We start from the raw sequence: 21,857 nt of genomic DNA, 5'->3' as shown, positions 1-21,857 counted from the left end.
TTAAGTGTGATCGGTTATCTGCTCTGTCCTTGATCAGAATCGTGGGGCGATTCTGGTGTGATCTTATTAAGTGGGAATTAACGCGAGAAACATCCGAAGTTAACAATATCGTTAACTTCGGATGGCGGGCTTAAAGCTTCCAGTCCAAGGCCAGCGTAATGGCGCGTGGGTCGCCCCAATACACGCCGTTATAAAAGCCAACGCGCTCGTAATACTTTTTATCGAATAGGTTGTTGACGTTAAGCGACGCTGAGACGTGCTCGTCGAATTGATAGCGGGACATCAGGTTGACCACGGTGTAGGCCTGTTGTGTGATCTTCGCCCGTTCGGTTACCGGCGTGTTGCCGACGCGTACCCCTGTAGGCCGATTGCTCCAATCGTAAATGTCGCTCTGCCAGTTCACCGCACCGCCGACCGTGAGGTTGCGCCACGCCCCCGGCAACCGGTAGGCGCTGGAGACTTTCAGCAGGTTCAGCGGCTGCCCGGTGTTGTTGCGTTTGCCCGAGCCGTTGACCGAATGGGTGTAGGTGTAGCCGGCCGTCAGGTTCCAATCGGGCATGATTTCTCCGGCAGCTTCCAATTCGAAGCCGTTGACCTTGTTACCTTTGCCGCCGGACTTGTAGTACTCCTCGCCGGTGATGGGGTTTGGTGGCACCGAATCGTCCCGCTCGGCGACGTTGTCCTGAGTGCTCCAGAAATACGCCGCCGCCAGGTTCAGACGCTCCTCCAACACACTGCCCTTGAGACCCACCTCGTAGTTGCTGCCGACCACGGGCTCCAGGTACTTCTTGTTGGCATCGCGCAGGCTCTGGGGTTTGAAAATGTCGGTATAGCTCGCGTAGACCGTGTACTCCGGTGTCAGGTCGTAGAGCAGGCCGGCGTAGGGCGTCCACATATCGTTGTGGGTCTGGGAGGTATTGTTGGCGGCCGTCAATTGGTCGTTGGCGTTGTATTCGGGGGCCGCGCTTTTCAGTTCCCAACTGCCATAGCGGCTGCCCAGCACCGCATGCAAGCGGTCGGTGAGGCTCAGTCGCGTGGCTAGGTAGCCAGCCTTCTGTTGCTTGCTGCTGTGCTCGCCCTTGAGGTCGGTGACGGTGTCGCCGAACTTGGCGATCCCGCCCATGTATTTCCAGTCTTCGATGGTGTAGTAGCTGGCGGGTAGGTTGCTGCGCATCACGGGGGAGACGTCCCGCTGCGTGGCCTCGCCATAGCCCATCATCAGTGCATGTTCGCGGCCCAGCAGTGCATAGCTGCCGGCGAGGTTGAGGTCGACGGCCTCCATTCTCGATGTGCCGCGCATGTGGCTGGCCCAGGCGGTCATGCCGCTGCGGTCATCGTTGGGGAACCCCGCACCGCCGTAGTACACCTTGCCGTCCGTGTCGCTCTGGCGATGGGTGTAGGCGGCCTTCACGTGCCAGTCGCCGCCCAGCCGATGGTCGAGGGTTGCGAAGGTGGTCTTGTCCGTCAGCGGCCAGGAACTCCAGTGCGCCGCCATATTGGTGGCGCGCGACAGTCCGGCCTTGCCGCCCTCACTGTTCCAGTACGGCACGGTGCCCCAGGAGGTGCCCTGGACCTGCTTGTTCTGGTAATCGAAACCTACGGCCAGCACGGTATCGTCGGAAAGATCGCCTTCCAGGATGCCGTAGCCGACCGCCCGCTGCAGGCCATAGTTGTCGCGGAACGATTGGCTGTCACGGTAGGCCAGCACCGTGCGTCCGCGCAGCTTGCCGTCGAACGCCAGCGGGCCGCCCACGTCCACGTAGCTGTAATAGTTGTCATGGCTGCCGGCGCTGACGCCGGTTTTCGCCTGCCATTGGGCCGTCGGGCGCTTGCGCACCATATTGATGGTGGCCGAGGGGTCGCCGGCGCCGGTGGTCAAGCCCGTGGCACCGCGTACCACCTCGATGTGGTCATAGATGATGGTATCGGCGTCGGACTTCATGTAGCCGAAGGTATTGAGCATCCCGTCAATCTGGAAGTTGGTGATGCCGTAGCCGCGGGAGGAATAGGACACGCGGTCGGAGTCGTTGTGCTGGACGTTGATCCCGGTGGTCTGGCGCAGCACGTCGGTCAGCGTGTTGAGATTGAAATCATCCATCTGCTGGCGAGTGATCACCGAGATCGATTGTGGGGTTTCCTTGACCGACAGGTTCAGGCGGGTGGCGGTGCTCATCGAGCCGGTGGTGTAGGCACCGGTGTGTTCGGTGGTGGCGCCCAGGCCTTCGGCGGAGATGTTGGTCGCGCCGAGTTCGAGCGGGGTGTGTTCGGGGTCGGTTTCAGCCAGCAGGTCCGGGCTCAGGGCGGCGCCGCACAGGCCGAGCGTGAGGGTCATGGAGCGGGTAAAAGGCGCGAACATCGCGGAAGACTCCTTGTCGTCTTTGCGGCCACCCCGGAAAGGGAAGGCCTTGGCTCAAAGACGAAAGGAGCGGGGGAACTTTAGGGCTAAACGAGAATGATTGTTATCTTTCTGTTACAAGGCCGGCGGTTCCTGCAGGACCACATCGGTCGGATTGGCCTTTTTCGGCTTGATCAGGCTGAAGTCGATCAACGCCTTCTGCTGGCGCATATAGGGGTTGCCGATCAGTTGCGGGCGGGGTTTGAAGCTGTCGCTCACCAGGCTTTTGCTGCGGTCGAGCTCGTTGAAACTGAGCCCGGCCAAGTCGGCCCAGGTGTGGATCAACTGCGAGCTGGTGTAAGGGCGTTGCAGGTCGCCGGCGAAACTCCAGTCGTGGGTTTCACGCCATTTCGGTGAGGCGTAGGCCATGAACGGAATGGTGTACATCGGTGCCGTCGGCTTGCCTTCGTTACGCCCCAGGGTGGCGTGGCCGGCGGAATCGAACACGTCTTCGCCGTGGTCCGACAGGTACAGCAAAAAGCCGTTGGGATCGGTCTTGGCGTAGTCCTTGATCAGGCTCGACACCACGAAATCGTTGTACAGCACCGCATTGTCGTAGCTGTTGTAGGTGGGCAGTTGATCGTCACTGATCCCGGCAGGTACCCCCTGGCGGTCGGTGAATTTGTCGAAGGTCGGCGGATAGCGGTACTGGTAGCTCATGTGGGTGCCGAGCAGGTGCACCACGATGAACTTGCGCTCGGCCGGGTCGGCCAGGGCCTTGGAGAATGGCTCCAATACATCGCCGTCGTATTGGCGGGCGTTCTGGTTGCGGTTGTTGTTCAGGTACACCTGCTCGTCGGCCTGTTCGGAAAAGGTGGTGAGCATGGTGTTGCGCTTGGTCATGGTCTGCTGGTTGGTGATCCAGTAGGTCTTGTACCCGGCCTGTTTCATCACGCTGACGATCGACGGTGTCTTGAGGTAAAGGTCGGGGTTCTCCTCGTCGGCGAACGTCAGTACCTGTTGCAGGGCTTCGATGGTATAGGGGCGCGGTGTGATGACGTTGTCGAACACCGCCAGTTGGTCGCGCAGCTTGTCCAGCTCCGGCGTGGTGTTGCGCGGATAGCCGTAGAGGCTCATGCGCTGACGGTTGGTGGACTCACCGATCACCAGCACCAGGGTCGACGGCTGGCCGGCCATGGTGTCCTTGAGGTTGGTCAAGGGCGCGATCTGGCTGGCGCTGTCGAGCATGCCTTGCATGTTGTCCAGTTGTTCGGTGTAGCGGCGGTAGGCAACGATCATCTGCCAGGGCACGGCCGGTTCGATGCGCGATTCGAAGCGGTCGATGGCGTCGTCCAGGGTGTCGCTGCGGGCTATCTGCTTGACCAGCGGGTAACCGATGATCGCCACCAGGATCGCCGTTGCCGCCACCAGGGCCTGGCCGCGCGGCAAATACACCGGGCGTACCCGGGTCCACAGGAAAATAGCCACGGCGGTGTGGGCAATGAACGCCAGCACGATCCACCAGGCGAAGTATTGGGTGGCGTACTCGCCGGCTTCGGAGATGTTCGATTCGAACATGATGAAGATGACGCTTTGGGAAAATTCCTGCTGGTAGATGAAGAAATAACCCAGGCTGGCCATGGAACAGGCCCACAGCACCACGCCGATCAGGGCAGCAAGCAAGCGCGTCCGGCGGGGGAATACCAGCAGGGGTGCGAGCCATATCGCACTCATGAAGAAGGCTTGGCGAAAACCACTGAAGCCGGAAGTGCCGCTGAGTTGGATCAGCAGTTGGGTAATGCCGGAGAAGTACCAGAAAAACACGAATAGCCAGGCAAGACCGGCCCAATCAAAGCCTTTCGCAGACTTGCTGCTGCGTTCGAACATCGCCATCCAGCGCTCCAACCCGGTAATTTTTCAGTCGACGCGCAGGGCTGCACGCAACAGAGGCCACCCTTGCATGGGATGGCCCTTGGGGGCGGGAGTATCGGGAAGGGCATGTGAAAACTTTGTGAGATTTATGTAGCCGTTATCTTACAAAGTGATGACGGGCTCAGCAGAGCGCGGGCTGCGCACCGGAAGGCTGGTCCAGCTGGGCTTGAATGATATGGGCACGCAGGCGCATGACCTCAAGCTGCAACTGATCGCGTTCGTCTTTCAACTGGCGCAATTCATCGCGACGGAGTGTGACGTAGAGGGTCTGTGGAGGACGGGTCATCTGTGCTGTGCTCATTGCTTGCCTCGCAAATAGCCGGTGTGTCGCGGTGTGCCAGAACGCTTGAGTCGAGGTTCTCGGCAACAGTCGGAAGCAATTCTGAATTCTTTTTCACCTCAATGGAACTTTTTTATTTTTGGTGGTCGTGTGACTTTCGGGGGCGTGATGGTGAAACGATGGCAACTTTTTCCCATGAAACTACACGGATCTGCCCTGGACTAACCCTCATTAGCCTCATTGCGCTATAAACTATGTCACACATTTATTCAGTAGTTGGGAGCATCAGCACATGCAACTGGGGATTATCGGACTAGGCCGCATGGGCGGGAATATTGCACGGCGCCTGATGCTCAATGGGCATACCACCGTTGTTTACGACCGTAACGAAGCATTTGTCAAAGGTTTGAGCGAAGAGGGCGCCACCGGCGTTGCCGACTTGAAGGCCCTGGTGGCCGGGCTGCAGAAACCGCGTGCCGTCTGGGTGATGTTGCCGGCAGGCGACCCCACCGAAAACACCATCAATGAACTCAGTGAGCTGCTGGAAGACGGTGACGTGATCATCGACGGCGGCAACACCAACTATAAGGATGACGTACGTCGCGGCAAGGCCCTGGCGCAAAAGGGCCTGCACTATGTCGATGTCGGTACTTCCGGCGGCGTCTGGGGCCTGGAGCGTGGCTACTGCATGATGATCGGCGGCGACACCGAGACGGTGCAGCGCCTCGACCCGATCTTCGCCAGCCTGGCGCCGGGCCTGGGCAACATCCCGCGCACCAAGGACCGTTCCGCGTCGGCTGACAAGCGTGCCGAGCAGGGCTACATCCACGCCGGCCCGGCGGGCTCCGGGCATTTCGTCAAGATGATCCACAACGGCATCGAGTACGGGATGATGCAGGCGTTTGCCGAAGGTTTTGACATCCTCAAGACCAAGAACTCGGAAAACCTGCCAGAAGACCAGCGCTTCGACCTCAACGTTGCCGATATCGCCGAAGTCTGGCGCCGTGGCAGCGTGGTCTCGTCCTGGTTGCTGGACCTGACCGCCGACGCCCTGGCCACCGACCCCAAGCTGGACGGTTACTCCGGTTCCGTGGCCGACAGTGGCGAAGGCCGCTGGACCATCGAAGCCGCCATGGAACAAGCCGTGCCGGTGCCGGTATTGTCCACGTCGTTGTTCGCGCGGTTCCGCTCGCGCCAGCAGAGCACCTACGGTGACAAGATGCTGTCTGCCATGCGCTTTGGCTTTGGCGGCCACGTGGAGACTTCCAAAAAATGACCGCCAACGGCAAGAAACTTAAGGCCGAACCTGCTCCACCCACCACCCTGTTTCTGTTTGGCGCCCATGGCGACCTGGTCAAGCGCCTGCTCATGCCGGCGCTGTACAACCTCAGTCGTGATGGCTTGCTGGGCGATGGCCTGCGTATCGTTGGCGTTGATCACAACGCCATCAGTGATGCCGACTTCGCCAAGAAACTCGAGGACTTTATCCGCACCGAGGCCGCAAGCAAGGTCAAGGGCAATGGGGATAACGCCCTCGATCCGGCATTGTGGGCGCAACTGGCCAAAGGCATCAGCTACGTCGAGGGCGATTTCCTCGATGACAGCACCTACGCCGACATCGGCAAGAAGATCGCCGGCAGCGGCACCGGCAACGCGGTGTTCTACCTGGCCACCGCACCACGCTTCTTCAGTGACGTGGTGCAGCGCCTGGGCAGTGCCGGCCTGTTGACGGAAACCGATGACAGTTTCCGGCGCGTGGTGATCGAGAAGCCCTTCGGCTCCGACCTGGCCACCGCCGAAGCGCTGAACGCCAGCCTGCTCAAGGTGATGAGCGAGAAGCAGATCTATCGCATCGACCATTACCTGGGTAAGGAAACGGTCCAGAACATCCTCATCAGCCGTTTCTCCAACGTGCTGTTCGAAGCGTTCTGGAACAACCATTACATCGACCACGTGCAAATCACCGCCGCCGAAACCGTCGGCGTGGAGACGCGAGGCAATTTCTTCGAAAAAACCGGCACCCTGCGCGACATGGTGCCCAACCACCTGTTCCAGCTGCTGGCGATGGTGGCCATGGAGCCCCCGGCTGCCTTTGGTGCCGATGCGGTGCGTGGTGAAAAGGCCAAGGTCATCGGTGCGGTACGCCCGTGGTCCCTAGAAGACGCGCGCGCCAACTCGGTGCGCGGGCAATACACCGCGGGCGAAATCGCCGGCAAGCCCCTGCCCGGTTACCGCGAAGAAGCCAATGTCGCTCCCGACAGCAGCACCGAGACCTTCGTCGCCCTCAAGGTGATGATCGACAACTGGCGCTGGGTCGGCGTGCCGTTCTACCTGCGCACCGGCAAGCGCATGAGCGTGCGCGATACCGAGATCGTGATCTGCTTCAAGCCGGCGCCCTATGCGCAATTCCGTGACACCGAGGTGGACGAGGTTAAGCCCACCTACTTGAAGATCCAGATCCAGCCCAACGAAGGCATGTGGTTCGACCTGCTGGCGAAAAAGCCCGGGCCGACCCTCGACATGGCCAACATCCAGCTGGGCTTTGCCTACAAGGACTTCTTCGAGATGCAACCGTCGACCGGGTACGAAACCCTGATCTACGACTGCATGACCGGCGACCAGACCTTGTTCCAGCGCGCCGACAACATCGAAAACGGCTGGCGTGCAGTGCAACCGTTCCTCGATGCGTGGAAGGAGGACGACGGGATCCAGACCTACAGGGCCGGTGAAGACGGGCCTGCAGCGGCTGACGAATTGCTGGCGCGCGATGGCCGCACCTGGCACTCGCTCGGATGAGTGATGCAGCGATTCATCCCATCCGTTTTATCCTCAGCGACGTGGACGGCACCTTGCTGCATCCGGATCACAGCCTGAGCCAGCGCACCGCCGATGCGGTGAGCGCCCTGCGCGCGGCCGGGGTGTTTTTCAGCCTGGCCAGTGGACGACCACCCAAGGCCATGCTGCACCTGATCGAGACATTCGGGATCGATGTGCCGGTCGCAGGCTTCAACGGTGGCACCTTGATCAACCCGGATGGCAGCATCCTGGTTGCCCACCATCTGCCGGCAGAGGCGGCGCTGGTGACCTTGGCGCTGTTCTCGGCCGAGCCGGATGTGGAAGTGTGGGTGTTTGCCGACGGTGACTGGCTGCGCCGTGGTCCGCCAGGGCCGGTGGAACCACGCGAAGCCCATGGCCTGGGGTACGGGCCGGTAGTGGTGGAGAGTTTCGAGCCCTACTTGGAGCGTATCGACAAGATCGTCGCCGCGAGCAACAACACCCCATTGCTGGTGACGTTGGAAGCGCAATTGCAGCCCAAGGTCCAGGGCTTGGCCCAGGTGTCGCGTTCGCAGCCGATTTATTTGGATGTGACGGCCATGCTGGCCAACAAGGGCGAGGCGTTGAAGACGCTGGCGGCGCACCTTGGGGTGCCTCTGGAGCAGACGGCGGCCATCGGGGATGGGGGCAATGACCCGGCGATGTTTCAGGTGGCGGGGTTGTCGATTGCCATGGGGCAGGCGGAAGAAGCCGTCAAGCGTCAGGCCAGCGTGGTCACCGGCAGTAATGTCGAGGAGGGCGCTGCCGAAGCAATCGAGCGGTTTATTCTCACGGCTCGATAAACCTCTAACGTTGTACTGCGCAACTTGCGACCACTGTTTTGCAGTGATCGCAAGTTAGCCGCGATTTACTTCGGCATGGCCCAGGACTGCAACTGGTAGCCATCTTTGTCGAGCTCGGCGCGGGCTTGCAACAGCAAGTCTTCCAATTGCGCCGGGTCGCTATAGGTGTTCGACGACAATTGTTTGCTGCCGATACGGGTATTGGTGCGGTCGATCACACTCAGGCTCAGGGCGCCGTTGCCGTCGTGCCAGGCCACGCATTGAAAGGGCTGGAAAGCACGGTCTGCGATCAAAAGAGCTTCGTTGATGCGGAGCGGGGCGTTCATGTGGGTCTCTCTCTAAATGCCCATTCAAGTGAGTACCGGCGGTTGGGCTGACCGTGCGGCGGGTTACTTGTACTGATGCGCGATGACGGGGGGCGGGTCACATGTTAGAGCAACAAATTTCAACTTTTCCTGATTGATGTCATGTAAGCGGCTGTTTTGAAAGCTGAATGAAAGTTTTAGCGCGGCGCAACTTTTTAGCTCAATGCATTGTTTGATGGCTTTTTACCCGCTGTTATAGCGAAATGGTACAAGGCCTGCGTCAAGATCTTGCTAGTGTTAGCGCTGGTCGTCACAACACATTGTTTCTAAATAACTTTAACAATTTTGACGCCAAGGAATAGTCATGGTTGTTACACCCGTGCAGCGCCGCTTACTCGTGGTTGACCCTTGTGACGACTGCCATGGCTTATTACCCGGTTTGCGCACGGCAGGCTGGGAGGTCGACAGCTGTGCCCTGGAGGCGGTAGGTGACCGATCCTGTGATGTCGGCTTGCTGCGGCTACAGCCTTACCATCTGGAGCGTCCGGAAGCGGTCAAGGAACTGATTGGCCGTAGCGGCACCGAATGGATTGCCGTGCTCAGCCAGGATGTACTGCGCTTGCAAAATGTCGGTGACTTTGTCTGCGAGTGGTTTTTCGATTTTCATACCTTGCCTTTCGATGTGTCTCGGGTCCAGGTCACCTTGGGCCGGGCATTCGGCATGGCGCGCCTGCGTGGCAAGGGGCACACTCCGGTCGATGAGCCCGAGCATGAGTTGCTCGGTGACAGCCGCCCGATTCGCGAATTGCGCAAGTTGTTGTCCAAGCTGGCGCCCACGGAGTCCCCGGTGCTGATCCGTGGCGACAGCGGCACCGGCAAGGAGCTGGTGGCCAAGACCCTGCACCGCCAATCCCAGCGCCATGCGAGGCCCTTTGTCGCGATCAACTGCGGCGCCATTCCCGAACACCTGATCCAATCCGAACTGTTCGGCCATGAGAAGGGCGCGTTTACCGGTGCCCATCAACGCAAGGTCGGGCGCATCGAAGCGGCCCATGGCGGCACCCTGTTCCTTGATGAAATCGGCGATTTGCCCATGGAACTGCAAGCCAACCTGCTGCGCTTTCTTCAGGAAAAGCAGGTCGAGCGGGTCGGCGGCAGCCAGCCGATTCCGGTGGACGTGCGGGTGTTGGCGGCCACCCACGTCGACCTTGAAGCGGCCGTCGCCAAGGGCGCTTTCCGCGAAGACTTGTACTACCGGCTCAATGTGCTGCAGGTGATCACCGCGCCCTTGCGCGAGCGCCATGGTGATGTGGCGATGCTGGCCAACCACTTTTCACGCTTCTACAGCCAGGAAACCGGTCGCCGCCCCCGCAGCTTCAGCGATGACGCCCTGGTGGCCATGGGGCAGCACCCGTGGCCGGGTAATGTGCGCGAACTGGCCAACCGCGTGCGCCGCGGCCTGGTACTCGCCGAAGGGCGCCAGATCGAAGCCGCCGATCTGGGATTGCTGGGCGAACAGGCAATTTCGCCACCCATGGCTACACTGGAAGACTATAAGCACCGTGCTGAACGCCAGGCGCTGTGCGATGTGCTCAACCGGCACAGCGACAACTTGAGTGTCGCGGCCCGTGTGCTGGGGATTTCCCGGCCGACGTTCTACCGGTTGCTGCACAAACACCAGATCCGCTAGGGCGGATAAACCGAAAAGCCCCGCAACGACCCTTATCGTTGCGGGGCTTTTCCTTGTGCACCGGATTCTGTAGCGGTCGGGTTAGAAGTAATACGGGAATTTCAGGCTGAACGTAAAGTCCGGCGCATCGTCTGTCATGCCGATTGCCAGGTTCGGCACGATGGTCAGGTTATCCGACGCGGCAATGGTCATCCCCACGTTGAAATAACCGGCGTTGGCATCGCTGGAAACCACCGATTGCCAGTCGCCGCCGTTGGGCTTGAGCCTGCTCTTGCGCTGCACCAGGTCGGACACCGAGAACGACATACTCATCTTCTCGTTGAGGGCAAAGGCCACGCCGACCCCGAACTGGAAGCTGTCGCCCAGGCTGACCTTGCCGCCGACCTTCTGGTTGACGTCACTGCTGATGTCATCGAAGGATTCTTCGAAGTTATGGGTGTAGGACAGCGAGCCGAATAACACCGCAGGATCGAAGGTCTTGACCAGGGAAATGCCCGGTGTGATCGACCACACGCCATTGCCCGTAGGCAGGCTTTCCGGCACGAACAGGTTGTCGTTGCCGGGTGTATTGATCAGCTTGATACCAAACGGTTCTTTGCCGGTGGGCGCCTTGACCCGCACCGACACCACGGCGTCCGGCAGGGTGGGGGTTTCGTCGAGGAACTTGTAGGCCACGCCGAAGTTGACGTCGCCGATGGTCGGGTCGCGGGTGACCGACTGTTCCGATGTGGCGGTGCCGTTGTTGCCGGCACCGGCAGACTGGTAAGTCGACTCGCGGTACACCACCGGCACGTTCACGTCGAACTGCCAACGGTTATCGACGTTGTAGCGCCCGGTCAGGTCCAGGGTCCAGTTATCGGACTTGATCCGGTCCAGGTTGATATTGCCGAGGAAAATCGAGTCCAGCGCCAGGAACCCGTTGAGGGTCAACTGACGGGCGTCGTAACGGGCATAGGTAACGCCGGTTTCGAAGCTGAACTTGCCGTTGCCGAAAAAGCCGCTGGCTTCGTTATAGAGGTTACTGACGCTTTGCGCCGGGGCCGAATCATCCTTGAGAGACTGGCCGTAGGAACTGCCGCCGCCCCCCGCACCACCGGAAGCCGCTGCGGCCCCCGTGCCCGCGACGGTGGTGCCGTTGGCTTTTTGAAAGTCTGCTGGCGACTTGGCCAAGCGTTTGGGGGCCGGGGTGGCCGGTTGGTCTTCGACCTGACGCACGCGCTGCTCCAGCACGGCCAGCGCTTTTTGCTGCACTTCGTACCGCTGCTTGAGTTCCAGAAGTTCCTGCTTGAGGGTTTCGATGTCGCTATCTGGCGCTGCATACAGAACGGATGCGGGCAAGAGCGTACTTAAACAGATCACAGCACGGAGCGATAACGATCGATGCATGAAATAAGCCGTCCTTTTCTAATGCGTAAGTGTCGACGGTCAGCGTAGTTCAATAACCGAGCGTGCGTAGGGCTTTGAGTTGATCCAGATTGCAGTTCAATGCACCGTTGTTCAAACCGTTGTTATTCATTACTACGTTAAGTTGGGTCATGTTGTTGACGAAGTTAGTGTTGCCGGTCAGCACCGTGCCTTGCAGCACATTCCCGCCGCCGATTTGCTGCAGGCTGTTGCCCTGGTTGTGGTTGGCCTGGATCGCCATCTGCAAGCCACCGTTGTTGGCCGACACGCTTACGCGGCCTGCCGCGCTGTCACCGGTCACCGTACCGCCGGCGACCAGCACTTGCCCTGATTGCACGATGTTGGAGGGCGCAAAGCCGTTCTCGACGGTGATGCCCACATTGTTGTAGGCGGTGTTGCCATCGCCGGCGGTGCGCACGCTTTGTGTCACACCCTGGCCGCTGCCCAGGCCTGCCCCGCCGGTAACCGTGCCGGTGCCGGTATTCGGATTCGTGCCGTTGCCGGTCGAGCCGGTGGTTTGTACATAGAATTGCGGGGTAACGGTCGACGAATCGATCTGCATACTGGCCTTGCCGGTGATGCTGTCACCCACGGCGTTGGTCCAGGTGCTGCTCATGACAATGCCGAAGCTGATGATTCGCCCCGGCATCACGTAACGACCGCGCAGGTCGGCCATTTCCGAATCCTTGAGCTCGATGGGTTTGAACCCCGACGAAGCATAAGCGGGCATTGAGGCTGCCAGACACAAGACCGTCAGCCAACGGGAAGTGTTCATCTTTTGCTCCTGGAGCGTCCTGCCCCTTATTGCGCTTCTTAGAAGAAGTCGCTCTGGATAAAACCGAAATCCATCAACTCGGCATCGCCTACGGGCCTGAACTGGTTCAACTGGTTCTTGGCGGTCAGTGGTGTGGGTGGGTCGAGCAGGGCATTGGCCTTGTCATAACCTTCACCCAGCACGGCGAACACGATGCCGTTCCAGCCCTTGACGAAGTCATCATGGGAATAGCGCTTATGGCCCAGTACCGGGTCGCCGATATAGACCCAGTCCTTGTCGGCCCGCTGCATCACCACGAAGTGCTTGTAGCCACGAATTTCCAGCAGGACCACCACGGGGATCTTTACGGTGACCAGTGTGTCTGGCGCGATTTTGTAGCCCCGGGCGCGCATGCCGATGCTTTCGAGGTAGCGCTTCATGTCCAGCATGGAAAAGCCCTGGGTGCGCACCAGGTCCTGGTCGGCATTGACCAGCATGCCTTTGATGACGTGATCTTCGTCTACATCCAGCCAATAACCCTGGCGCAGAATGGTAGCGAGTGCCGCGGCGCCGCAGCTGAAATCGGTTTTCTGTTCCACCAGGTTGGCGAACCGGCGTTCACGAATACTCTCGACCTTCTTGTAGATCACTGCACCGCCAGGCAGGGCGGAGATCGCCATGGTGCCTGCCCAGGTCGGGCCGGTGAGCAGCATCAGGAGGGTGAGGGTCGCGAGGCGCATGATCATGTGACCTGCTGGACACTGGAATAAAAAAGGGCCTTGTTGCCAAGGCCCCGTTGGATCAGAAGCGCACGCCGCTGGCGCAGACGCTGCAACCTTGACCGATCGACAGGCTGTTGCTGCCTTGGTTGCCCGAGCCGGATTGCAGGTTCACACCCACGTTGCCGGAGTTGCGGTTAACCGAGTTGTCGAGGCTGGAGTTGTTCGACACGTATTGTGGTTTGCCGCCATGGTGGCCATACCCGGTAGCCGCGGCATTGAGGTAGTTGTTGGCGAGCGAGTTTTGCTCGGTGTTGGCGGCCGCAGCAATGTTTTTGCCATCAGCGGTGGTGATTGCCAGGTTGTTTTTACCCTGGTTGCCTTGACCGGCCTGGCCGTTGTAACCCAGGTTGCCGGAGTTACCGTTAAGGGAGTTATCCGCAGAGGCGTTGTTCTGGGTGCCTTTGTTGACGAAGTTGTTCAGCGCGCTGTTTTGATTGACATCGACAACCGCGAATACCGTTGCAAAGTCACCTTTGGCACTGGAGATGGCGCCGGAGTTGTCGGCTTGGTTACCACTGCCTGACTGAACGTTGACCCCAGTGTTACCGCTGTTGCCATTGACCGAGTTATCGGCAGAGGCATTGTTTTCGGTCTTGGTGTCATCGAACTTGTTGCCGCCGCTGTTTTGTACATCGGTCACCACAGAGGCAACCACACCGGTGGGTTGAGGCGCAGGGTGCCAGCCACCACCTGCTTGAGCAGCAGCAGCCATGAGTGCGGCCAGAGCGAAAACCAGTGGTTTCAGAGCCATTTGAGGTTTCATGGTGTTTCTCCTTGCTTCTAATTAGTTGGTTAAGTGTTGGTACGGTCTAACGAGGGCTACCAAGCGTTTACTTGATAGTGATGCCCAGGGTGTTAGCCACTCGGTTCCCCACCCCGGCACTCTGGTTCACCTGAATCACTCCTCGGCTGCCTGTGAAGGCCTGGTCGCTTGTAACGACAAGGCGGCTGCCAGTGGTGGGGGTGAGCCCTGAGTCGGTTGCCAGCGTCGTGGTGTTCTGTTGCAACAGGACGCTGTCATCGATGCTTTGCGGGCCAGGGTTGATGCTGATCCGCACGGCATTGATCGTTTGGTTATTGGCCCCGGCGGACTGGTTGATGCCCAGTACACCGTTGCCGTTGGTAAATGAGCTGCCCTGGATCGCCGCCTTGGCGTTCAGGGACGGGTCGACCTTGCCGTCGAGGCGCTGGATGTTGACGTTGGTGGCCTGGCCACCGAGCGCGATGGCGCGGCTGTTGGACATTTGTTGCTGGTTGCCGGCCGCCTGGTTGATCGACACGACACCTTGGTATTGTTGGCCGCTGTTGTGGATCACCGCCGTGTCGTCGGCGAATGCCGGGGCGCTGGTCAGCAGGGCGAGAACGAGCAGGGAACGATTCATCACTTGCCCCCCAGCATGCTGCCGATGTTGTTCAACGGCGCCATGCCGCGCTGGACCGAGTCGCTGATCTGCCCGCCCATGCTGCTGCCCGCACCGTGGCCCGCGGCGGAGCCGGCCCCCAGGGTGGACATGCTGTTCTGTGTGGCGTGCAGGCCGGTCAAGGTGCCGTTGGTCTGAACTGCGCGGACAATGCTTGAGCCGCTGCTGATGCCGCCGATATCCATATCACTGAGCTCGCCGGTGGCACCGATGATGTCCCGGCTGGGGTTGGCGTTGGCGGTGGTGGGGTAGGGGTCTTTACCGAAGGCGGCGCGGCCGTACATATGAGCCTGCACGTTGCGCCCTGTCACAATCACACCATCCTCTGCAAAGCTGGGAACACTGATGCCGACGCTGAGTACACAGCTGATCAGCAGCACGTTCATCGAACCTTGAGTGAGTGTGGCCATGGCGGCATTCCTTATTCGTCGCGCTGACCCTAAACAGCGCTGTAAGGGATAGAGCAGAAGCCGTGCCGCTTTTTATTTATTGTTGTTATTCAATAGGTTGGAGTTATTTGTGGGCAAAGTGATGTCAGTGCTGTTTCAGCGCTGAGACACCTGCTGCCCAGGTATACACACAGCGCCGTACCACAAACGATTCACCCCCGCTGTATCAGCGCTGTAACACCGCGTATGACAAAACGATGAATCCGCACGGCACGGGCGGTCCAGAGGCGTCGAGTGTTTCAAAAATGGACACTTCAGGCGCAACGACGCCCGAGCCGGGGGGGGGCAAGCTCAGCCTTTGGGGGATTTACGCGGGATGGAATTGAGTACGGGGTTGCCATCCTGGTTCTGGGTCAGGTAGACCGGCAAAACCTTGGGCAAGGAGGGGATGAGGTTATTGACCTCGGTGATGTTGTAGATGCCGCCGATGCGAATTGTGCCGGTGTTGGCGTCTGCCAGCATCACCGGTTTGTTCAGGTAGCGGTTGATCAACGGCAACGCATCCACCAGCGCCAGGTTGTCGAGCACCAGCTTGCCCTGGCGCCAGGCCAGGGCACGGTCATTGGCGGTGATTGCCTGTACGCGCGGCGTTGCATCGCCCTGTTGGTAGCTGGCCTGCATTCCCGGCGTCAGGGGTACGCTGCCGTGAATCCGGTCGCTGGTAATCTGCACCGAGCCTTCGAGCAACATCACCCGCACCTGGTCTTCATACTTCCAGACGTTGAACTGGGTGCCCGTGACGCGCACCTGGCCTTCGCCTGCGTGCACGATAAACGGATGGGCGCTGTCATGGCTGACTTTGAAGAACGCCTCGCCCTTGTTCAACGTGACGCGGCGCTGATCCTTGTAGTTGCTGTAGACCAGCTCGGTGCCCAGGTTGAGTTCCACCTCGCTGCCGTCGCCCAGGGTGACTTGGCGCAAGCCATTGGCGGCCTGGAAGCGCTCATAGGAACTCGGCAGCCAGCCGGCTTCCCAGCCAGTGAAGGCGGCCAGGGGCAAGGCGACCAGGCAGATCGCCGCCGCTACCGCGTAGGTGCGCAGCCGGCTGCGCGGCTTGAACGGCACCACCACCGACGGGATTTCGTGGCGGGGCAGGTGGTCGGCGACGTCCCAGATTTCCAGCATGGCCGCGTATTCAAAGGCGTGCAGTGGATGGGAGTCATGCCATTGCGCAAAAGCCTGACGTTCATCCGCGGTGCAATCACTGGCGTGCAGGCGCATGCACCAATGCGCGGCAGCGTCGGTGATGGCGTCATATTCGGCTTCTGAAACGGACTTTTCGCTCATTAACTCATCCTGATTTCGCACATTCTAACCTCCCGAGGTGGACCGCGAGAACAGGCGTCATGGCGATTGCACATCAATTGGAACTTATTCTTATTTGCCAGGACCTAAAAAATTCAGGACATTCCCACAATGGAGTACGAATATGCTGAAGAAAACCTTAGCCGCCCTGTGTGCAACCACCGCGCTGCTCAGTGCTGGCGCCGCTATGGCCGATAAGCCCGGTGCGGGCTGGATCACCATCGAAAAGGCGATTGAAGTGGCCAAGACCAAGGCCGGCTACATCGAAGTCTACGCGGCCGAAGCCGATGACAACGGCTATTGGGAAGTCAAGGGCCGCAAGTCAGACGGCACCGTGTATGAAGCGCGCATCGATGGCGCTTCGGGCAATATCCTGCGTGACCAGAAAGACTGATAGACCCGCCGGGAGCCTGTTCAGGCTCCCGCATCCAGTTCCCGGCCGAGTTGGCTGATCATGTAGGTCACCGAGTCGGCATTCGCCAGAATGGTATCGATACGTTTATCGGCGTCGCTCATGAAGATGGCACGGGCATCACTGAGGGTGCGAGTGCCGGTGGTGCTCAGCACCTTGTCCTTGGCCGGTGTGGTCCCGCGATTGCTGCCGAAGTCTTCCCATGCCTGGGAAAAATCGTCCCAGGTCTTGAACAGCAGGGCGGCGGGCGTGAGGGTGGACAAGGCGGTCTCGCGCAGGTCGGCCAGGTCGGTCTGCATCGGCCTGGCGCCGCGGATGCTGACATTGATCAGGTCGTGGAACGGCCGCATGCTGTCCAGGTAGGCCAGGTCTTCGGTCAAGGATTTGATGTGGGTGATTTCGTGAATCAGCACCGTTGCCCGTGCATGGGCAGAGAGGTTGAAGGGCGTGTTCAGACGGTTTTGGTAGATATCCATGTGCGGGTCGAAGAAGCGATCGAGCAAATAGATTTTCTGCTCCGTGTCATTGGGCAGCACGAAGGCAAACGTGTCGTGTGGGCTATAGCGATGGGTGCCGGCGACAAAACGCTGTGAGTCGGGACCGATCAGGGTGTGATTGGTCAACTCATCGAGCAGTTCGTCGACGCGTCGCTCGACTCTTTGCACTTGATCGGAGGTCAGCGTGATCACGCCGAACAACTCACTGAAAAACCGCCCCGCGCGACTGTTGGGGTCCAGGTGCGTGGCAAAGTGCAGGAGGTTGCGCTTGCAGTTGACCGCATAGTACGTCGCGACATTGAGCGCTTCATCGATGCACTGGGCTTTCCAACTCGACAACGCCGCAATTTCCCGCATGCCCGCCGCTTCGATATTGATGGCATCGCGCTCGGCCGCCCGTGTTTGCACCCTGCCGGTGTAGCGACTCAAGGTTTTTCCGTAGCGTGGATGATGTCGATCCAGGTCCAGTGTCCAGCCGCCCTGGGCATGGTGTTGTACATACGGGCCGTGCAACTCGCCGTTGCTCAGGCGCCAGCGTTGCCCGGCTTTTTTCACCGGGTAGACCTTGCCTGCCACCGCGACAAAATCGCGGGTGCCGGTCTCATCTCGATAGGGGCTGTTGGGTGAAACTTGCTTCAAATCAGCCAAGGCCACCCCATGGTTTTCAAACGCTTGCAGATGGGTACGCCCGGGAGCGGTCAGGTCCAGGTCGGCCAAAGTGCCTGGGGCAGGCGGCGCAGCCTGCAGCCATTGCTCCAGGTCGGCCGGCCTGGCGGGTGAGGGCGGCGCAAAGGCCTTGTCCATGTCCCTGCGCAAGGAGGCCAGCTCGGCCACCCCGGCGGCAAAGGTCTTGAGCGCGTGTTGCCAGCGATGTTGCTGCAGGTCTTCAGCGGAGGCCTTGAACAATTCATAGCTGCGCCACACCACCAGCGGATAGGCGAGCTTGCCGGCGAGCAATTGCAGGCCCTTGGGGATTTCCTCGCTGAACAAGCTGGTGATCGCGTCCCATTGGGTGCTGCCCAATCGCTCGAATTGGCGGGCCAGCATCCGCAGCAGCATCTCGCTATTGTCATCGAACAACTGGTTCAGCAGGTTGCCGCCGATGGGCGATACGCCAAGACGAATCTCGGACAATCCATGGCTCCAATGCTCGCCCAGCAAGTTGCGGTAAGTCGCTTGATGGGGCGCGTCCAACTGCCCGACTATCCAATCCTGCAATGCGCCCGGGGTGGTGAAGTCATGGAGCAGTGCGGCTTCATCCGCGTATTCGCGCAATAGATGCCTGGGACTGTAGGGCGCGTACAGGACCAGTGGGCCGCGGGCGCCGGCTGCCGGCCCGATCAGGTAGCAGCCCAGCGCCTTGACCCGCGCCGCGCCCTCGGTGGCGATCAACTCAAGCGGACGAACGATCGCGGTCGCGCCACGCACGGCGGCCCGCGCCACCGCATCGGGCATGTCGAAGGCTTGCTGGATAAAGCTCCAGGCCGAGGCGGACAGCCGCTCATCGAGGGTTTGCCCATGGGCGTATTGCAGCAATTGCCAGGGCAATTGCCGGCAGAACAATCTACGACGCTCGCGGGCCTCTTCGGTCTGGCCCTTGAGAAGGGGGGAAAGCCGGGCCTGGTAGAGGCGTTTCAAATCCAGTTGGCGTACCAGTTGCACGATGGCGTTGCCGTCCAATGCCGCCGGCAACGGCGTGGCGGTACGCGAATGTGGCCGTATGGCGTCGCCACTGAGTTCGGGCAAGTGCCGCAAGGCAAAGTCCGTGAGGGTCTGGGTGTTGCCTTTCAGGTCGATACGGCCAGGTATCAATACGTTATCCGGATTGACCACTTGCCCCGGAAAACGCGCATGGAGCAGTTCCGCAAGCACTCGCCGGGCTTCATTGCGCATCGGCGTGATGCTGTGCAGGTAGTCACGTGCGTCCGGTGCGCTGATGCGGTATTGCTCCAGCAGTTCGGCGTGGAGGATTTGCTCATGGGGTGGCGCCATGCCCAGCCCTACCGGTAGCGCCTGCTGGCGGACCAGCGCGTGCGCAATGGCGATGGCCCTGGGCAGGTTGCTCGGTGGCGCGCGGCGGATCAGGTTGTCCAGGCAGGTCTGGAAACGCGCGGCCTTCAGTCCCATCGAGAACACATGATCGATCTCGTCACGGGTGAAGTCGCTGTAGGTCTGTTGCCGGTTATGCAGCAGGTGATCGTCGATACGTTGCAGTGGGCCGAGCTGACAGGCCTGATGGGGCACGCGCTTGGAGACGCGCAGGTTTTCCATCAGGGGCAGTCGCCGCCGGGGATCCTGCAGGCGTTGCTCCAGGTCATCGCGCAGGGCCTTGATCGATGTAAAGGCTTCATAGCCGCCATGGGGCGTCCACAACAGCGCCATGCCTGAATGCACGTCGTCCAGGCCGCCACGTTCGGTCAATACAAAACAATTGGCCAGGGCATGGGGCGTGGCATCCGAGCCGATGCGGACAGTCAGGCCGAACGCATCCGGGATAAAGCCGTTCAAGCCATGGCGGGTGAGGCGGGTCATGCTGTCGGCCTGGAGCGTGCAGTCCAGCAACGCCAGGCCGGCGGGCGACAGGCTCTTGTTCAGCGCCCGCAGTTGCGCTTCGCCGTTCAGGCCTTGCAGCATGCCCTGGCTCAGGTGCGCCTGGTTATTTTCCAGCAGCACGTTCGGCAAGCTGCGCAGGTCGTTGCGGGCAAACGTGCTCAACACTTGGTCGATGATCGCGTTGAAGGTCGTGAGGGTCAGGTTGTTCAGTTTGTAGGCGGCACCGGCGCTGCGCTTGCCGTAGAACCAGGTGAGGTAGGACGCGGGCAGGGCATCGGCTTGCCTGGCCAGGCGGGCGATAAAGTGCTCGACCATGCTCGAAGACGCCTGGGGCAAGCGCTCTTCGCGCTCCTGGGCCTGGGTGGGGTAGGTATTGATGTAGACGTCTTCGGGCTGCAGGTCCAGGTTTCGTCTGCTCAACTCCAGCTGCAGGGCATGGGCGGCCAGGGTGCGCAGGGTTGGGAGTTGGCTGCGCTCCCGTGCCATTGCCGCTTCGACCGCCTGCAGGCGTTGCAGGTGCAGCCTGGCTTTTTCTGCCTGGACGGTGGAGGGGCGGCCATTGCCGCTGCTAATCGGATGGACGGACCAGCGCCCGTCGCTTTCCTGCTCCAGCAACCGAGTGTCGAGCATGCTGCGTATGTCCAGGGCGCTGTCGAGCAGGGCGGCCAGATCGACGTTGCCTGCGCTGCGTCGATAAAGCCCCAGCGCATGCTCAAGGTTGCCGAGCTGTTTGGCGACGATGTCTTCGACCGTTTCCTGGAACACATCGCCGGCGACAGGTGTTCCGGTCACCTGGATTTGATCCATGCCGACGAACACGCTGCGCTCATCCATGGACAGGAAATTGAGCAGTTCGTCTTCGTGCCCCGCGGTCTTGAGCATGGCCAGCAGGGTGTCGTTGAGGTCCTTGAGGTCGGCGAGTACCTGCAAGCCACGGGATTGGGTGTAGAGGTACGCGTGGGTAGTGCTGATCATCAGGGTGCTGGCCAGCTCGACGTCATGCTGAAAAGGCGCATGCACCCGCACTTTTTCGATGTTCAGCTGGCTGTCAACGGCTTTGCGCGCGGCCTGGTCCGGAAGGAATACCGTGCGCAGCCGCAGGCTTTCAGCGCTGCTGAGGATCGTTGCCTGGTGTTTGAACAACCGGTCGGCGCGAAACTTGTCAGCCATGACCCGGCTGAAGAAGCGCACGCGCGACTGGCCATCCTTGAAGTCTTCGTTCCAGTAGGTTTGCAGCAGGCTGTTCAATAACTTCGAAAGAATGCTGGCGGTTTGTTCGACCACGCTGTCCCAGCGCTGTTGCTCCTGGGCCAGTTGCTCGGCGCTGAAGGCACGGGTGTCATGCCCGATGTTGAAATACGTGTGGGTCTGGTCCGTGGGCCAGGCCTGCTGCACATAGAAGCGCAACAGCGCATCCCGCAACGGCTCGGAGGCGACCCAGTGCATGTCCTCGGCCGTGGCCGCACGGCGGAAGAAGTTCACCCGGGTGTTGCTCTGGTTCACCCCTGGAAAATAGGTGCGGGCCATGATGCCGAGCAAGGTGTCGAGCATCTCGCGCAGGCTGGGGAGTTTGCGCAGCTCGGCGAACATCGCCAGCACATTTTTCTGCTGGGCCGCGAGGATCACGCGTTCCTGGTCCTCCATCACTGCGCCCTGGATCACGGCGGTGGTGACTGTCAGTCGGGTGTGTGCCGGCAGCGCATCACGTTCGCCGATCGACAGGAACCCCAGCAGATCGGCGCGGTGCTGCGGTTGCGCCAGCCGGTCGCCGAGTGCATCGAGCAGGCCGGCGTGGCTCGCGAACAGCTCCAGGCCGGCATAGGGCGTATAGAGTACGGCCTTGGCCTCGTCAGGTGTCGGGCTCATCATGAAGGCGCCGGCCAATGGGATGGCAGGTTGGCCGGCGAGGCCCACCAGCAGCCTTTCCACCCGCATGGGATAGCCGTTTTCCGTCGGTGCCATGCGTATCGCGTCAGTGGCGTAATACAGCGTGTTCAGCCAATCAAGGTCCTTGACGGTGAACCCGAGCGCACGCTCCCGTTCCGTCGGCTCCTTGCGTCGGTCCGGGCGCAACAGCTCTTCGAAGAAATAGGGCGGGGTGACGTTTGCCATGCTGCACTC

General features: G+C 60.4%; 17 protein-coding genes. 5 read left to right on the top strand and 12 right to left on the bottom strand.

What is annotated here, in order from left to right:
* Window positions 1-130: 130 nt before the first annotated feature.
* From AC07OT_RS19790 to AC07OT_RS19780, 3 genes are all read right to left on the bottom strand, one after another.
* Entirely contained in the window at window positions 131-2,356 is a 2,226-nt protein-coding gene (locus tag AC07OT_RS19790) for a TonB-dependent siderophore receptor (protein WP_495108846.1), read from the bottom strand.
* Between the two features lie 114 nt (window positions 2,357-2,470).
* A complete protein-coding gene (locus tag AC07OT_RS19785; protein ID WP_115486229.1) occupies window positions 2,471-4,228 on the bottom strand; it encodes a phosphoethanolamine transferase CptA in 1,758 nt (585 codons plus the stop codon).
* A gap of 160 nt (window positions 4,229-4,388) precedes the next feature.
* Window positions 4,389-4,568: a DUF6026 family protein gene (locus AC07OT_RS19780; RefSeq protein ID WP_256097793.1), complete on the bottom strand. Its 180-nt coding sequence runs from the start codon at window positions 4,566-4,568 to the stop codon at window positions 4,389-4,391.
* A gap of 226 nt (window positions 4,569-4,794) precedes the next feature.
* Between AC07OT_RS19780 and gnd the strand changes: the two genes are divergently transcribed.
* From gnd to AC07OT_RS19765, 3 genes are read left to right on the top strand one after another with little or no spacing between them, the layout of a single operon-like run.
* Window positions 4,795-5,823 (top strand): phosphogluconate dehydrogenase (NAD(+)-dependent, decarboxylating), encoded by a 1,029-nt coding sequence (gnd, locus tag AC07OT_RS19775; protein WP_223841635.1) that lies wholly within the window; start codon window positions 4,795-4,797, stop codon window positions 5,821-5,823.
* On the top strand, window positions 5,820-7,343 hold the full coding sequence (zwf, locus tag AC07OT_RS19770; RefSeq protein ID WP_141157536.1) for a glucose-6-phosphate dehydrogenase: 1,524 nt from the start codon (window positions 5,820-5,822) through the stop codon (window positions 7,341-7,343). The genes gnd and zwf overlap by 4 nt, the downstream gene beginning before the upstream one ends.
* Window positions 7,340-8,164, top strand: a complete 825-nt coding sequence (locus AC07OT_RS19765; protein WP_092488641.1) for an HAD family hydrolase — start codon at window positions 7,340-7,342, stop codon at window positions 8,162-8,164. Before zwf ends, AC07OT_RS19765 begins: the two co-directional genes overlap by 4 nt.
* A 65-nt stretch (window positions 8,165-8,229) precedes the next feature.
* On the opposite strand, the gene AC07OT_RS19760 is transcribed toward AC07OT_RS19765, so the two are convergent.
* Window positions 8,230-8,490 (bottom strand): hypothetical protein, encoded by a 261-nt coding sequence (locus tag AC07OT_RS19760; protein ID WP_032887053.1) that lies wholly within the window; start codon window positions 8,488-8,490, stop codon window positions 8,230-8,232.
* A gap of 343 nt (window positions 8,491-8,833) precedes the next feature.
* Here AC07OT_RS19760 and AC07OT_RS19755 point away from each other — a divergent pair, with 343 nt between their 5' ends.
* A complete protein-coding gene (locus AC07OT_RS19755) occupies window positions 8,834-10,159 on the top strand; it encodes a sigma-54 dependent transcriptional regulator (RefSeq protein WP_065941234.1) in 1,326 nt (441 codons plus the stop codon).
* Between the two features lie 81 nt (window positions 10,160-10,240).
* Here AC07OT_RS19755 and fapF read toward each other — a convergent pair whose 3' ends face one another.
* The 7 genes from fapF to AC07OT_RS19720 form a co-directional block, all read right to left on the bottom strand.
* Entirely contained in the window at window positions 10,241-11,545 is a 1,305-nt protein-coding gene (gene fapF, locus AC07OT_RS19750; RefSeq protein ID WP_065941235.1) for a fibril amyloid transporter FapF, read from the bottom strand.
* A gap of 49 nt (window positions 11,546-11,594) precedes the next feature.
* Complete coding sequence (gene fapE, locus AC07OT_RS19745) at window positions 11,595-12,338, bottom strand: fibril amyloid subunit FapE (protein WP_065941236.1); 744 nt, start codon at window positions 12,336-12,338, stop codon at window positions 11,595-11,597.
* Window positions 12,339-12,376: 38 nt separating this feature from the next.
* Entirely contained in the window at window positions 12,377-13,057 is a 681-nt protein-coding gene (fapD, locus tag AC07OT_RS19740; protein WP_495108845.1) for a fibril amyloid maturation endopeptidase FapD, read from the bottom strand.
* Between the two features lie 61 nt (window positions 13,058-13,118).
* Window positions 13,119-13,862, bottom strand: a complete 744-nt coding sequence (gene fapC / locus AC07OT_RS19735) for an amyloid-like fimbrin subunit FapC (RefSeq protein WP_495108844.1) — start codon at window positions 13,860-13,862, stop codon at window positions 13,119-13,121.
* Window positions 13,863-13,929: 67 nt separating this feature from the next.
* Window positions 13,930-14,481, bottom strand: coding sequence for a fibril amyloid subunit FapB (fapB, locus tag AC07OT_RS19730; RefSeq protein WP_495101605.1), 552 nt, complete (start codon window positions 14,479-14,481; stop codon window positions 13,930-13,932).
* Window positions 14,481-14,930 (bottom strand): fibril amyloid chaperone protein FapA, encoded by a 450-nt coding sequence (gene fapA, locus AC07OT_RS19725; protein WP_065927885.1) that lies wholly within the window; start codon window positions 14,928-14,930, stop codon window positions 14,481-14,483. The genes fapB and fapA overlap by 1 nt, the downstream gene beginning before the upstream one ends.
* A gap of 330 nt (window positions 14,931-15,260) precedes the next feature.
* Window positions 15,261-16,256 carry a FecR family protein gene (locus AC07OT_RS19720; RefSeq protein ID WP_495108843.1) on the bottom strand — a complete coding sequence of 332 codons (996 nt, stop codon included), beginning with the start codon at window positions 16,254-16,256 and terminating at the stop codon, window positions 15,261-15,263.
* A gap of 142 nt (window positions 16,257-16,398) precedes the next feature.
* Here AC07OT_RS19720 and AC07OT_RS19715 point away from each other — a divergent pair, with 142 nt between their 5' ends.
* Window positions 16,399-16,668, top strand: a complete 270-nt coding sequence (locus AC07OT_RS19715) for a PepSY domain-containing protein (RefSeq protein ID WP_027606443.1) — start codon at window positions 16,399-16,401, stop codon at window positions 16,666-16,668.
* Between the two features lie 20 nt (window positions 16,669-16,688).
* Here the strand turns inward: AC07OT_RS19715 and AC07OT_RS19710 are convergent, their stop codons facing one another.
* Window positions 16,689-21,848, bottom strand: coding sequence for a dermonecrotic toxin domain-containing protein (locus AC07OT_RS19710; protein ID WP_495108842.1), 5,160 nt, complete (start codon window positions 21,846-21,848; stop codon window positions 16,689-16,691).
* Between the last annotated feature and the right edge of the window lie 9 nt (window positions 21,849-21,857).

This window comes from Pseudomonas sp. GW821-FHT09C10, assembly GCF_059418085.1.
Note: the sequence above shows the minus strand (reverse complement) of the source record. Positions and strands in the feature narration are given on the sequence as shown.